Raw genomic sequence first — 14,790 nt, 5'->3', positions numbered from 1 at the left:
AATAATCAAAATGAGAAAATTAATAACAAACTCTAGGATAAAGCTATCAGTTGCCTTGCTTACTTTTGCAAGTTTAACAGTTAGTTGCTCGGATTTTTTGGATACACCTCCAGAAGATGTGTTTACAGATGACAATTTCTGGACTTCAGAAAATAACGTCAAAACATATTCTTGGTTAAACTATAATACCTTTAATGGGTACGGAAATAATGCTGGTACTACAGCTGACTTTTATTTTCATGCTACATCTACAGGATTAATGGATGACAATTTGGCCATGAACGTTTTTACAAACTTTGCAACGGCTGCAAATGCAACTAGCTCAAACTGGAATGAATATTACACTCTGATCCGTCGTTGTAATCTTATGCTAGTAAGAGTACCTAATGTACCAATGGATCAAACGAAAAAAAATCACTATATCGGTGTTGCAAAATTCTTTAGAGCTCATACGTATTTCCGTTTAGCACAACAATTTGGTGATGTGCCTTATACAGCTGAGTATTTGGCTCAAAGCGATCCTAATGTATACAAACCGGCTTTAAGTAGAGCTGAAGTTGTAGACAACGTAATCAAAGATCTGGAAGAAGCAATCCCAATGCTATTAAACGTTGATGACAGCAACATTACTGTAAATAAATATACTGCTTATGCCTTATTAAGCCGCGTATGTTTAAGTGAAGGAACTTATAGAAAATACAACGGAGGACAAAATGGAAATACTTATCTTCAAAAGGCAAAAGATGCTTCTTTGGCTGTGATGAACAATAGTTTTTATAAGTTAAATGCAGATTGGAAAGCACTTTACAACTCTGTTGAGCTTTTAGGAAACACTGAAGTAATTTTGACAAAAAGATACATCAAAGGTGTTTTAGGAAATTCAGTACAAGCCTATACAAACACATCTACTGTTCAAAACGGATTGACGAAATTTGCTGCAGAAAGTTATGTTACTACAAATGGACTTCCTATCAAACAAGCTGGCAATGCGCAATATTTAGGCGATAATACTATTGCTAATACTTTTGCCAACAGAGATCCAAGATTTGCTAAAGCCTTCAGTACAGCTGATTATGCTTATTCTGACAAGCCTTATAATGGTTTGACTTCAATCACAGGTTATGTGTTTCAATTGTATAACAATCCTGCTACATCAGGTACAGAGGTTACTACAATTGGACAAAACCAAATTGATGCTCCAGTATTTACATTAAGCGAAGTTTATTTGAATTATGCTGAAGCTTGTGCAGAATTAGGCACAATTAACAATAACGATCTTAACTTATCAATCAACAAAGTGCGTACACGTGCAGGAATCGCTGTTTTGACTACAGATGGTACAAACGCTTCTGCCAATGGCGTACAAATAGATGATCCGCAAAGAACAACTGCATTAGAACAAAAAGCTGGAATTGTAAATCCAATTATTTGGGAGATTCGCCGTGAGCGCCGAATTGAGTTTATGAGCTGGACTACAATGAGAAAAGAAGATCTTATGCGTTGGAAAAAAGGAGATTATCTGGATACTAATGCAAATCCTGATGTTGTTTTAGGAGCTAGAATTATGGCTTTAATCGGAACTAACTCAAAAACAAAAGTGGATGCAAACGGATATGTAATTCCTTATGCAGCAGGTGTATCACGATTATTTGTATCGCCAAAAAATTACCTGAGTGCCATTCCAACCAATGACATCAATTTATACGCTGCTGAAGGTGTAGAATTAAAACAAAACCCAGGCTGGTAATTCAGTAAAAACTGAAAATTAAAATAACTGCCTCCTAAGACTTTTTTGGGAGGCAGTATTTAAAAAGATTCTTTTTTAAACACATTGTGATCGATAAAAAAGACAAAATAAAATTTCGATCTGAGCAATTCAGACTATATACTCTTAGTTTTAAGATTCTCCTCTTCTACCAAAAAACATTAAAATATACTCCAATAAATCTTTAATTTTATTTGGTCAATTTTTTGTCTTTAACTATTAACTGTATTTAAAATGATAAAATTTATAGCAAAAAGTACTTTTGTTGCAGCATTTCTATTTTGTATCCCAACCTACTCGGGAGAAAATAGATCAATTGAAGTCAAGCAATCCGCAGATTTTAATTACGCTGTAATCAAAACTGGAGCCGACAATTACGAAAAATACCTCCCACTTTTAAAAGATAAAAAGGTCGGAATTGTAACCAACCAAACAGGAATTTTAAGCAACAAAACACATGTGGTCGATTTTCTTTTGGAGAAAAAAATTGCGGTTCATACTATTTTTGCTCCAGAACACGGATTTAGAGGAACAGCCGATGCAGGAGAACATGTTGTAGACGGAAAAGATCCTAAAACCGGTTTGCCCATTATTTCGCTTTATGGCGACAACAAAAAACCAAAACCAGCGCAGTTATCTGGTCTTGATATCATGATTTTTGACCTTCAAGATGTTGGTGCAAGATTCTATACTTACATTTCTTCTTTGCATTATGTAATGGAAGCTTGTGCAGAAAACAATATTCCGCTTATTGTTTTTGACCGACCAAATCCGAATGGTTCTATTGTAGACGGACCACTTTTGGAAAAAGAATTTACAAGTTTTGTTGGCATGCACCCTATTCCGCTCCTTCACGGAATGACAATTGGTGAATATGCTCAAATGGTAAATGGAGAAAAATGGTTGAAAGATGGTGCGAAATGTAAACTAACCGTAATTCCTTGTCTCGATTATAAAAGAACAATGCCTTATAGTTTATTGACTAAACCATCTCCAAATCTACCCAACGATCAATCGATAAATTTATATGCCAGCTTATGTCTTTTTGAAGGAACTAACGTGAGCATGGGACGTGGAACTGAAAAACAATTTCAAATTTATGGTTCGCCTTATTTAGCTAAAACAAACTTCAGCTTTACTCCAAAACCTAACTTTGGCGCAAAAGATCCTTTATACAACGGAAAAGAATGTTTTGGTGAAGATTTAACAGCTTATCCAAAACTAAAACAGCTAGAGCTGAAATGGCTGATAAAAGCCTATCAAAATACAAGCGACAAAACGAAATTCTTCAACGGATTTTTTACCAAGCTCGCAGGAACAAAAAAATTACAGCAGCAAATTGAAAGTGGCGTTTCTGAAAGTGAGATCAGAAAAACTTGGCAAAAAGATCTTGAAGCTTTCAAAAAAATGCGAACAAAATATCTGATTTATAAATAATTTACTGGATTAAATTATTTAAACACATAGAAACATAGATTGTATTGCTTCTGTTTAAGGTTACAGAAAAAGCAAGCTTTAACACATAGTGCTATGTTTTTTATTCTATGTGAAATGCCTTTAATAAATTCATAAAGGCTATGTTTCTATGTGTTAAAAAATTTCGCCTAAAAACTGAAATACAACCTATTAATGTAAAATAGCGAAACCATAAAGTTGAAAAATCTTGGTTTCAGAAATCAAAAAAAAAGAAAAATGAAAAATAAAAATCCTGAAACTGAACAAGAATCTTTGTACAAAGACTTGGATCAAATGAGCGTGAAAGAACTTCTTACCAACATTAATACAGAAGATAAAAAAGTTCCGCATATTATCGAAGAACAAATTCCTAAAATAGAAAAACTGGTTAAGGCAATCGTAAAAAAAATGCAATTAGGCGGTCGATTATTTTATATTGGAGCTGGAACTTCTGGAAGAATAGGAATTTTGGATGCATCAGAATGTCCGCCTACTTTTGGCGTATCGCATGATATGATTATCGGGATTATTGCGGGTGGAGATACGGCGATTAGAAAAGCAGTTGAAAATGCAGAAGACGATACCGAACAAGCTTGGAAAGATTTGGCCAAATTTGAAATCTCAAGCTTGGACATGATTATCGGAATTGCCGCTTCTGGAAACACACCTTATGTTTTAGGAGCTTTGAAAAAAGCAAAAGAACACAATATCAAAACAGGAAGTATTTCTTGCATCAGTAACGGACTTATTGCTCAAGAAGCCGATTATCCTATCGAATTAATTGTAGGACCAGAATTCTTAACTGGAAGCACAAGAATGAAAGCAGGAACGGCTCAAAAACTTACTTTAAATATGATTTCTACTTCGGTAATGATCAAATTAGGAAAAGTAAAAGGCAACAAAATGGTAGATATGCAATTGTCTAATGAAAAGCTGGTAAAACGTGCTATTAAAATGATCGTTGAAGAACTTGACATCGAACATGACGTAGCCGAAGAATTACTACATCAACACAAGAGCGTTAGAGCTGTTTTACTGGCGCATAGTAAAAACCAAAAATTATAAATCTCGCTATCAAAATCTTTTTATAGATTTATACAAATTCAAAAGCTGAATAAATTCATTTTTTGGAGTTTTTAACACCGACCTGACAGACTAAAATCCGTCAGGTCAATTAAAAAAATCTTGATGAATTATTTATAAAAAACCAAAAAACTACCAAATTATAAAATGACACCAAGCACTATTCTTCTATTAATTATAATTTATTTCGGAACCTTATTCTATATCTCACACCGAGTAAGCAAAAAAGACAGCGGAAACGAAGCTTTTTTTACCGCCAACAAAAATTCAAAATGGTATTTAGTTGCTTTCGGAATGATTGGAACAGCACTTTCAGGAGTGACTTTTATTTCGGTTCCAGGAGAAGTTGGAGCTGCTAGCGGAGAGCAATTCAAATATTTTCAGTTTGTTTTGGGTAATGCATTAGGTTTTATCGTCATTACCAAATTATTGCTTCCGTTGTATTATCGAATGAATCTGACTTCGATTTATAGTTATATCGAACACAGAATGGGTGTTTTCAGCTATAAAACTGCTGCTTCTATTTTCTTGATTAGTAGAACGATTAGCTCGGCTTTTAGACTTTATTTGGTTGTTATTGTTTTACAACGTTTTGTATTCGATTTTTATGATATTCCATTTGCATTTACCGTACTAATTTCGCTTTTACTTATTTTCTCTTATACTTACAGAGGCGGTTTAAAAACGATTATTATTACCGATACTTTACAGACATTCTTTTTGGTTACTTCTGTTTTTTTAACCATTAATTTTATTTGTGATCGAATGGATTTAAGTGCCATTGGCGCTTTTGAAGAAGTAAAAAACAGCAACTACTCTAAGATCTTTTTCTTCGATGATTTCATCGGAAGCAAATTCCATTTTGTAAAACAAATCTTGGGCGGAATGTTTGTAACTATTGCCATGACAGGTTTAGATCAGGATTTAATGCAAAAAAACTTGAGCTGTAAAAACATTGGCGAGGCACAAAAAAACATGTTCACTTTTACAGGAATTTTTGTGATCATCAATATTTTCTTTTTGAGTGTTGGAGCTTTATTATACATCTATGCCAATAAAAACGGAATCGCAATTCCAACCGATTTAGTGACAGGAAAACCTAGAACCGATTTGCTATTTCCAGAAATTGCTTTAAACCATTTAGCACTTATTCCTGCCATTGTATTTTTATTGGGAATTATTGCAGCAACTTTTGCTACTACAGATTCAGCTTTAACAGCTTTGACAACTTCTTTCTGCGTTGACTTTTTAGGAATGGACAAAGCAGAAAACACCTCAAAAAATACAGTTAAAACGAGACATATAGTGCATATTAGTTTTTCTGTATTAATTTTCTTTGTGATTATTATTTTCAATACAATCAACGACAGTTCTGTTGTCGGAATGATCTTTAAAGTAGCTTCTTATACTTACGGACCATTATTAGGGTTATATGCTTTTGGTTTATTCCAAAAATCGAGAAATGTAAATGATAAACTCGTTCCAATAATCTGTTTATTGTCTCCATTTTTTACTTATTTAATTAATGAAAACTCGAAATTACTATTTGCAGGATACGTTTTTGACAACGAATTAATCGTACTAAACGGATTAATCACCTATTTAGGAATCTACATCACCAGTAAACGCTCAGCAGAAAGAATCTCATTTTAATTGCCAAAAAACATTTCATGAAAAATTATGTTATCAAAATAGGTTTGTTTGCAGTTATGCTTTTTTTTATTACCAATTGTGGTGTTTCTAAAAAAAGTACAACAACTGTAGTAAACAAGCCTATCCCAACAGAAAATAAAGAAGTTTATATTCCAAAAACTAAAGCACAAAAAAAATCATTTCTAGAAGATTCAAATGCTGAAAATCAATGGACAGATAGTATTTACAGTAAAATGACTTTAGACGAAAAATTAGGTCAATTATTCTTTGTAAATGCCTATTCCAATAAAGATTCGGTTCATGTAAATAAAGTAAAAGAGCTTGTTTCAAAATACAATGTCGGAGGTGTTATTTTCTTTCAAGGCGGACCAGTTCGTCAGGCAAGATTAACTAATGAATATCAGGCCAAAGCAAAAGTTCCATTGTTTATTGGCCTTGATGCCGAATGGGGTTTAAGCATGCGTTTAGATTCGACTTATGCTTATCCTTGGAACATGACTTTAGGCGCAATTCAGAATTTAGACCTAATTGAAAAAGTGGGGAAAAATATGGGAAGCGAATGCAAAAGAATGGGAATCCATTTTAACTTTGCTCCGGTTTTAGATATTAATACAAATCCGCTTAATCCAATTATCGGAAATCGTTCTTTTGGCGAAAGCAAAACTAATGTAGCCAATAAAGCTGCTGCCTTAATGCGAGGAATTCAAAGTCAAGGTGTTTTATGTACAGGAAAACATTTTCCAGGTCACGGCGATACGGCGGTTGATTCTCATAAAACCCTTCCGACCGTTACTTTGACCAAAGAGCGAATAAATGAAGTCGAATTATATACATATAAACAACTTTTTGATGAAGGTTTAGCTTCTGTAATGGTTGCTCACCTCAATATTCCGAGTTTAGAATCTGGAGAAAACATTCCTTCTTCTGCCTCATATAATGTGGTTACCGAATTACTTCAAAAACAATTAGGCTTTGAAGGATTGATTTTTACAGATGGTTTGGGAATGAAAGGTGCTAGTAATTTCAAACCTGTAGGCGATCTTGAATTGGCGGTTTTAAAAGCTGGAAATGACATTTTTCTTTGTCCAGACAACGTTCCTGCAGCTTTAGAAAAATTAAAAACTTTTTATGCTAATGGCGAAATAACCGAAGAACGTTTAGCACATTCCGTTAAAAAAATTCTGCATTACAAATTCAAAGCAGGTTTAAACAAATACAAACCTGCTGATTTGAGCAACTTACAAAAAGATCTCAACAGTCCCGATAAAGATGCGCTTCAATATAATTTGTATGAAAATGCAATTACGGTTTTAAAAAACGAAAAAGAAATTCTTCCGATAAAAGATTTAAGCGAAAAAATTGCTTACGTAAAATTGGGTGAAGACACTAACAGTACTTTTGTTTCTACCTTAAAAAAGTACACTGATATTACAGAAGTTAAAGATACCAATCTTGACAGTTTGAATAAGGAACTGAAAAAATTCGACAAAGTAATTATCAGCTTTCATAAAGTAAACAAGCCTTGGGAAAAACAAGATTTCAGCTTACAAGAAATGCTTTGGCTGAAAGAAATTGCAAAACACAACAAAGTGATTTTGGATGTTTTTGCAAAACCATATTCACTATTATCAATTTCTGACTTTAATGAAATTGAAGGATTAGTAGTTTCATATCAAAACTCAGATATTAGTCAGGTTGTTTCGGCAGAATTGCTTTTTGGAGCTATTGAAGCCAAAGGAAAATTGCCTGTTTCGATTAATGATGCCTTTCATGTAAATGATGGCCTAACTACAGAAAAACTGAATCGTTTAGCGTTTACAGCTCCAGAAAACGTAAACATGAATCCTGCTATTTTATCTAAAATTGATGCTGTTGCACAGAAAGCAATTGATGGCAAAATGGCGCCAGGAATGCAAGTTCTCGTAGCTAGAAAAGGAAATGTCATTTTTCAGAAATCGTACGGAGCACAGACTTATGATAACGGGAAAAAAGTTACTAATACAGATTTGTATGACGTTGCTTCGATTTCAAAAATGATTTCGACATTGCCAAATGTGATGCAATTGTACGATAAAAACAAAGTTGAGCTAGACACGAAGCTAAAAGACATGTTGCCGTTTTTTGCTAAAACAAACAAAGAAAACATTACTTTCAAAGATTTGCTGAATCACTACGCCGGACTTCAAGTTTGGATTCCGTTTTACAAAGCAACTTTAGACAGCAACAATCAGCCTTCTGAAAAATATTATCGAAAAATAGCTGGCCCTAATTTTACTACGAAAGTAGCCGAGAACCTTTATATTAGAAATGATTATCATGACACGATTATGAAAATCATTGCAGAAAGTCCTGTTTCGCCTAAAAAAGAATACAAATACAGTGACTTTACCTTTATCATTCTAAAAGAATATTTAGAGAGAAAAACGCATAAAAAGTTGGAAGATTTGAGCAAAGAAAACTTCTACAGTACGCTAGGAATGACAAATACGCTTTATAATCCGCTAGACCGATTTGACAAAAGCAATATTGCTCCAACTGAAATCGATAATTATTTCAGACATCAAGTCATTCAAGGTTATGTACACGATATGGCTGCCGCAATGGAAGGCGGAGTTGCAGGTCATGCAGGAATTTTTTCTAACAGTATGGATGTAGCCAAAATGATGCAGTTGTTCTTGCAAAAAGGAAATTACGGCGGCATTCAATATTTTTCTCCAGAAACTTTTGATGCTTTTAATACTTGCTATTACAAAGATCAAGGAGTTCTAAGAGGTTTAGGATTTGACAAAAGAGTTCATAAAGGCGGTCCAACCTGCGATTGTGTTTCTGAAGCGAGTTTTGGTCATACAGGCTTTACAGGAAACATGGCGTGGGAAGATCCAGAAACCGAAATTGTGTATGTTTTCTTATCCAACAGAACCTACCCAGAAGTAGTAAACGACGAAAATAAATTAGCCAAAGGAAAAATCAGAGAAGAAATCCAACAGATAATTCAAAATGCGATAATCAAATAAAATTCCAAATTTTTAAATTCCAAACTCTGAAATCTAAAATCTAAAATCCAAAAATCTACTCCCAATGACAAAAGAACGTTTAACTTCACTCGATGTCTTTAGAGGATTTACTATCTTTTTAATGACGATCGTAAATAATCCGGGAAGCTGGTCTTCTATTTATCCGCCTCTAGAACACGCCGAATGGCACGGGTGCACGCCTACCGATCTAGTTTTTCCGTTTTTTGTTTTTATAATGGGAACTGTGATTCCGTTTGCAATGCCTGTAAAACATTTTGACGGAAGTGTTTTCAATAAAATATTAGTCCGTTCACTTCGAATTTTCTGTTTAGGATTGTTCTTAAGCGTTTTCAGCAGAATTCATTTATTCGGTCTAGAAGGAATTCCTCTTTTAGCCGTGAGATTAGTAATTGCTTTTGCCGTTGCCTATGCCCTTTTAGGAAACTTCTCCATGAAAGTAAAAACCATTCTTGCAATTGGAATCTTTTTAATACTTATCGGTTTATCATTTAGCGGATTAGAACATTTTGAAGACACGAGAATTCCGGGCGTTTTACAACGAATTGCCATTGTGTATTTCTTTACTTCTATCTTGTATTTAAAAACTAATTTAAAAACACAGCTTTTAGTTTTAGCGACACTTTTGATTGGATATTGGCTTTTAATGGCTTTTGTTCCCGTTCCCGGATTTGGTTCTGCTAATTTCGACAAAGGAACCAATTTAGCCGCTTGGATAGACGATACGCTCTTAAACGGACATTTATGGGCATCTTCTAAAACTTGGGATCCAGAAGGAATCTTAAGCACTTTACCAGCCATTGGAACTGGAATTTTAGGAATGTATATTGGGCAGCTTTTAAACTTGTCAATTGATAAAATCGAAATCGTAAAAAAGACCGCTATTGCAGGTGTTGTTTTAGTTGTTGGAGGTTTAATCTGGAATATCTTCTTCCCGATCAACAAATCGCTTTGGACAAGTTCTTATGTTTTATACACGGCTGGGATAGCAACCATCTGCTTAACGCTTTTATATTACATTATCGATATTAAAGGTCATAAAAAATGGACGAAATTATTCCTGATTTGGGGTGTAAACCCAATGATTGTATTTTTCTTTTCTGGAATAATTCCGAGAGTTTTAGGTTCTATAAAAGTTACTGATCCTGCAAATTCTGGAGAAGAAATTGGTCTTCAAGCTTATATCTACAATCACGGAATCGTGCCATGTTTTGAAAATCCGTTGAACGCATCATTGGCTTACGCATTGGCGTATGCTGTTTTCTGGTCTTTCATTTTATGGATTTTCTACAAAAAGAAATTGATTTTCAAAGTCTAACAATTCTTATTTCAGCAGGTTATATTTAATCTGCGGGCATCTGCTTTAATCTGTATAAATCTGCGTGAAAAATCTGTACGCAAAATATTTCACGCAGATTTAAAAAGATTTTAGCAGATTAATTTAGATTTTATTTATTTCAAAATAATTTCAGCCGGACTAACGTAATTGTTGTTAGTTATGATTTCTGATGGTTTTATAAAATAGAACTGCTTTTCTTTTTTCTAAAAATTTTGAGAAAAGCAGTATCTTGCCGTACTAATAAAAAGCATCAGATTTGAATTATGGATAGTCCGGTTGAAATTCCTTTTAAAAGCTTTATTCAGCTTAAACCAGAAGAAAGCACTGCAATTTATCTTCAGATTGTTTTTGAGTTTATCAAAGCCATACAAACGGGTTTTCTTCCTGAAGGCACCAAACTTCCAGGTACTAGAATTTTATGCAAAGTGTTATCCGTTAATAGAAATACTTTAATCAAAGCTTTTCAAGATTTAGAATCGCAAGGCTGGATAGAAACACTTCCGAACAAGGGAACTTTTATTTTATCCCAACAAAAACAAAAAAACAAAGCTGAATTTACGATTTCGAAAGAACAAAATCCATCTCAAGAAAATATCGGTTTTAGTTTTCAACGCTCCACTATTCTAGAAAATCCGATAGAAATTAGTAGTCTTCCGTATCAGTTTAACGACGGAATGCCCGATTTAAGATTAGTGCAAACCGATGTTTTAGCAAGATTATATGTTTCGAAATTAAAAAGAAGAAAAACATCTAAAACTTACGAACAGATAGAATTGCGTTCGCATTCGAATTTTAAAACTCATTTTTCCAATTATCTTAATCTTACTCGAGGAATTCGAATTTCGACTTCGAATTTGCTTACCACAAGCAGTCACGAAATTGCTTTGTATTTGGTTACCAAAGTTTTGATTTCTCCAAATGATAAAGTGGTCGTTGCTTCTCCTGGTTATTATATGTCGAATATGACGCTAACGAACACGGGAGCGCAGATTATTTCTATTCCTGTAAATGAAGACGGAATTGATACTAAAAGACTGAAAGAAATCTGCGAAACAACCAAAATTCGAGTTTTATATTTAACCTCCAATTATCATTATCCGACCACAATTTCGCTTAGTGCGAAAAAAAGAATCGAAGTGCTGGAACTGGCCAATCAATACGGATTTGTGATTCTGGAAGACGATTATGATTTTGATTTTCATTACGATAACAATCCTGTTCTGCCTTTGGCCGCTTTCGATTCCAATCAGAAAGTGGTTTATATTGGTTCGTTTGGAAGATCACTTCCATCTGGATTTAGTTACGGATTTGTTGCCGCTCCTGCAGAATTTATTAAAGAACTCGAAAAACATCAAAACATTCTCGAACCGCGAATTGATGTTCTGAAAGAACAAGTTTTAACCGAATGGATTACCGAAGGCGAAGTGCATCGACTTTCTAAAAAGAATAAAAAAATCTACAAAGAACGCCGTGATGATTTTGTTTCTGTTTTAAATGAAAAATTAAAAGGTAAAATCAAATTTAAGATTCCGCCAAGAGGATTGGCGATTTGGGTGGAATGGCTCGATCAATTTAATTTGATACAACTTCAAAAAGAATGTTCCAATCACGGATTATTTCTACCGAAAACCATTTTATATCAAACCAAAAATCTTACTGCGACTCGCTTAGGTTTCGGACATTTAGAAAAAGAAGAAATGGAAAAAGCGGTTTCTATTTTGAATAAATGTTTGGAAGTAATTCTTGAGAAATAATTTTTTTAAACACATAGAAACATAGTTATTCCAGGCCTAAAAAGGCGTTTCACATGTCTGAAAACACATAGCTAAATGAGGTGAAATTTTCGCGTTTTATTTCAGTTCGATTTTAAAACATAGCCCACGGTTTCAACCGTGGGAGACGTGAAGAATAAACCCCATTGTATTCCCAAGGTTGGAACCCTATGCTATGTTTGAATAAGATTGTCTTGAAATTAATATTAATTACGTTGATATTTTCGCCCCGCTGGGGCTTCGTAAAATTGTCAGAATAATTTTCTATAAATATTTCGCCCCGCTGGGACTTTCTCCTCATCGAATCTAAAAACATAGCCCACGGTTTCAACCTTGGGAGACATGCAGAATAAACCCACATTGTGTTCCCGTTGCGTTCCCACGGTTGAAACCGTGGGCTATGTTTGAATAAGATTGGCTTGAAATTCATTTTTACCAAAAGATATTTCGTTCTGGAACTTAAAAAAAGGCTGTCTTCTCAGACAGCCATTATATTATTTCTTAAAGACTTTTCTCTCTTTCCCAAAAACGATGTCTTCCCAAAGCTTTTATAAAAGATGTACTTAACGCTTTATCAGCAGCTTTTTCGGTGGTTATAATCCCTGCATCTTTATCTTTGATATCGTTTTGATTTTTCACGATCTGAGCACCTTCCGCTTCAGCGGCAATAAATTTGCAATGATTGTAAGAATCATTCAAAAATTCTTTTACTTCTTTTACTTTTGAAAGTTCAGAAATTCCTTTTCCCGCAGGAATAAACACACCATCAAAAAGTACCGAAGCCGCAATTTTATAAGTTTGATCAACTGGAATTTCTGCTCCGTCTTCTGTTGCAATTGTTCCTAAGTGCGGCGCAATAATTACAGCTTTTGCTCCTGCATTTTCCAAAGCAGATTTCATGGTTTTAACAGAAGATGAACTTACATTATCATTACATAAAAAAGCAATCTGACGCGTTTCGATGGTATCTGAAATTGTTGGATTCTTCAACATACTCAAAGCATCCGAATTTCCCGTTTTCTGTTTTACTTTCGTTGGTTCTTGTTTGCCTTCATCATCTGCTCCTACACCATGATTTACAGGTTTTTCCATGTTTTTTGGAACTGGAATTCCTAAATTTTTTCCCACGGTTGCAGCCAAATCACCATCAACTTGATTTAAAAGTCCCAACATTCTTTCTCTAATCGCAACTGTTTCTACTTTTCCTAATTCAAAAGACAAAGCGCTTGCAATATGATCTTGTTCTATTGGCGTTTGACTATTGTAAAAAAGGACAGCCTGACTAAAATGATCTGCGAAGCTCGCACTTCGAGCTCGTACTTTGTGTGCATCTACACATTCGTTAAAACTGGTAAATCCACCCTGATCCATTTTTGCCTGAAACGGACATCCACCTCCTAAAGAATTGGGATGATAGCTTACCCTTCCAGTTGCAATTTCCTGACGCATATGTCCGTCACGCTGGTTGTTATGCATTGGAGCAATTGTTCTGTTAATTGGAATTTCATGAAAGTTTGGACTCCCTAATCTCGATAATTGTGTATCGGTGTAAGAAAATAATCTTCCCTGCAATAAAGGGTCATTTGAAAAATCGATTCCAGGCACAATATGCCCAGGATGAAAAGCAACTTGCTCTGTTTCTGCAAAAAAGTTATCCGGATTTTTATTTAAAGTCATTTTTCCGATAATCGTAACGGGAACTAATTCTTCTGGAACTAATTTTGTCGGATCTAATAAGTCAAAATCAAATTTATGTTCATCGGCTTCCGGAATAATCTGTACACCTAACTCCCATTCTGGAAAGTTTCCTGCTTCAATCGCTTCCCACAAATCCAGCTTATGAAAATCTGAATTTTTTCCGGATATTTTTTGTGCTTCGTCCCAAGCAACTCCATGTGTTCCTAATTTTGGTTTCCAATGGAATTTAACAAAATGAGATTCATTTTTGTCATTTATAAATCTAAAAGTATGAACGCCAAAACCTTCCATCATTCTTAAACTTCTTGGAATCGCCCTGTCGCTCATTACCCACATAATCATGTGCATCGATTCGGGCATGAGAGAAATAAAATCCCAAAAAGTATCGTGAGCCGATGCCGCCTGTGGAATTTCGTTATGTGGTTCTGCTTTAACAGCGTGAACCAAATCTGGAAATTTCATAGCATCCTGAATAAAAAACACTGGCATATTATTTCCAACCAAATCAAAATTCCCTTCCTGAGTATAAAACTTTACAGCAAAACCACGAACATCTCTCGCTAAATCTGTAGATCCTCTTGATCCAGCAACAGTAGAAAACCGAACAAAAACTGGTGTTTTAATAGTCGTATCATTTAGAAAACCCGCTTTGGTATATTCTCCCATTGGCTTATAAAGTTCAAAATAACCGTGTGCAGCAGAACCTCTCGCATGTACAATACGTTCTGGAATTCTTTCGTGATCAAAATGTGTAATTTTTTCTCTTAAAATAAAATCTTCTAAAAGTGAGGGACCTCTTTCTCCAGATTTCAAAGAATTGTTATTGTCGTTGATTTTAACTCCTTGGTTTGTAGTTAAAAACTCATTTTCGGCAGTAGATTTATTGTATTCTAAATCTTTTTGCTTTCCATCAGCATTGTCTTGATTTGTTTTTTTTGAATTTTTCATTTTCCTTTGATTTACATTTTTCATTCAATGAACTAATAAATTCTC

8 protein-coding genes are annotated in these 14,790 nt (G+C 34.4%); 7 read left to right on the top strand and 1 reads right to left on the bottom strand.

The genetic code is table 11. The features are described from left to right. Positions 1-10: 10 nt before the first annotated feature. From K6T82_RS01315 to K6T82_RS01285, 7 genes are all read left to right on the top strand, one after another. The gene (locus tag K6T82_RS01315; protein WP_223704218.1) at positions 11-1,747 is read left to right on the top strand and encodes a RagB/SusD family nutrient uptake outer membrane protein; all 1,737 of its coding nucleotides are present in this window, start codon (positions 11-13) and stop codon (positions 1,745-1,747) included. A gap of 252 nt (positions 1,748-1,999) precedes the next feature. Next, positions 2,000-3,202 carry an exo-beta-N-acetylmuramidase NamZ family protein gene (locus K6T82_RS01310; protein WP_223704217.1) on the top strand — a complete coding sequence of 401 codons (1,203 nt, stop codon included), beginning with the start codon at positions 2,000-2,002 and terminating at the stop codon, positions 3,200-3,202. A gap of 255 nt (positions 3,203-3,457) precedes the next feature. After that, positions 3,458-4,285 carry an N-acetylmuramic acid 6-phosphate etherase gene (gene murQ, locus K6T82_RS01305; RefSeq protein WP_223704216.1) on the top strand — a complete coding sequence of 276 codons (828 nt, stop codon included), beginning with the start codon at positions 3,458-3,460 and terminating at the stop codon, positions 4,283-4,285. Positions 4,286-4,450: 165 nt separating this feature from the next. Then, positions 4,451-5,956 (top strand): sodium:solute symporter, encoded by a 1,506-nt coding sequence (locus K6T82_RS01300; RefSeq protein ID WP_223704215.1) that lies wholly within the window; start codon positions 4,451-4,453, stop codon positions 5,954-5,956. 17 nt (positions 5,957-5,973) lie between these two features. Further along, positions 5,974-8,970 carry a serine hydrolase domain-containing protein gene (locus K6T82_RS01295; RefSeq protein ID WP_223704214.1) on the top strand — a complete coding sequence of 999 codons (2,997 nt, stop codon included), beginning with the start codon at positions 5,974-5,976 and terminating at the stop codon, positions 8,968-8,970. 64 nt (positions 8,971-9,034) lie between these two features. Next, complete coding sequence (locus K6T82_RS01290; RefSeq protein ID WP_223704213.1) at positions 9,035-10,306, top strand: acyltransferase family protein; 1,272 nt, start codon at positions 9,035-9,037, stop codon at positions 10,304-10,306. Between the two features lie 284 nt (positions 10,307-10,590). Then, a complete protein-coding gene (locus K6T82_RS01285) occupies positions 10,591-12,081 on the top strand; it encodes an aminotransferase-like domain-containing protein (RefSeq protein ID WP_223704212.1) in 1,491 nt (496 codons plus the stop codon). A 519-nt stretch (positions 12,082-12,600) separates the two neighbouring features. Here K6T82_RS01285 and K6T82_RS01280 read toward each other — a convergent pair. Beyond that, on the bottom strand, positions 12,601-14,745 hold the full coding sequence (locus K6T82_RS01280) for a catalase (RefSeq protein WP_223704211.1): 2,145 nt from the start codon (positions 14,743-14,745) through the stop codon (positions 12,601-12,603). Positions 14,746-14,790 lie beyond the last annotated feature (45 nt).

Origin of the sequence: Flavobacterium potami, from assembly GCF_020026915.1 — a bacterium.
GTDB classification, from domain to species: Bacteria; Bacteroidota; Bacteroidia; order Flavobacteriales; family Flavobacteriaceae; genus Flavobacterium; species Flavobacterium potami.
The sequence above is the reverse complement of the archived record's forward strand: the minus strand, read 5'-3'. Positions and strand labels throughout refer to the sequence as shown.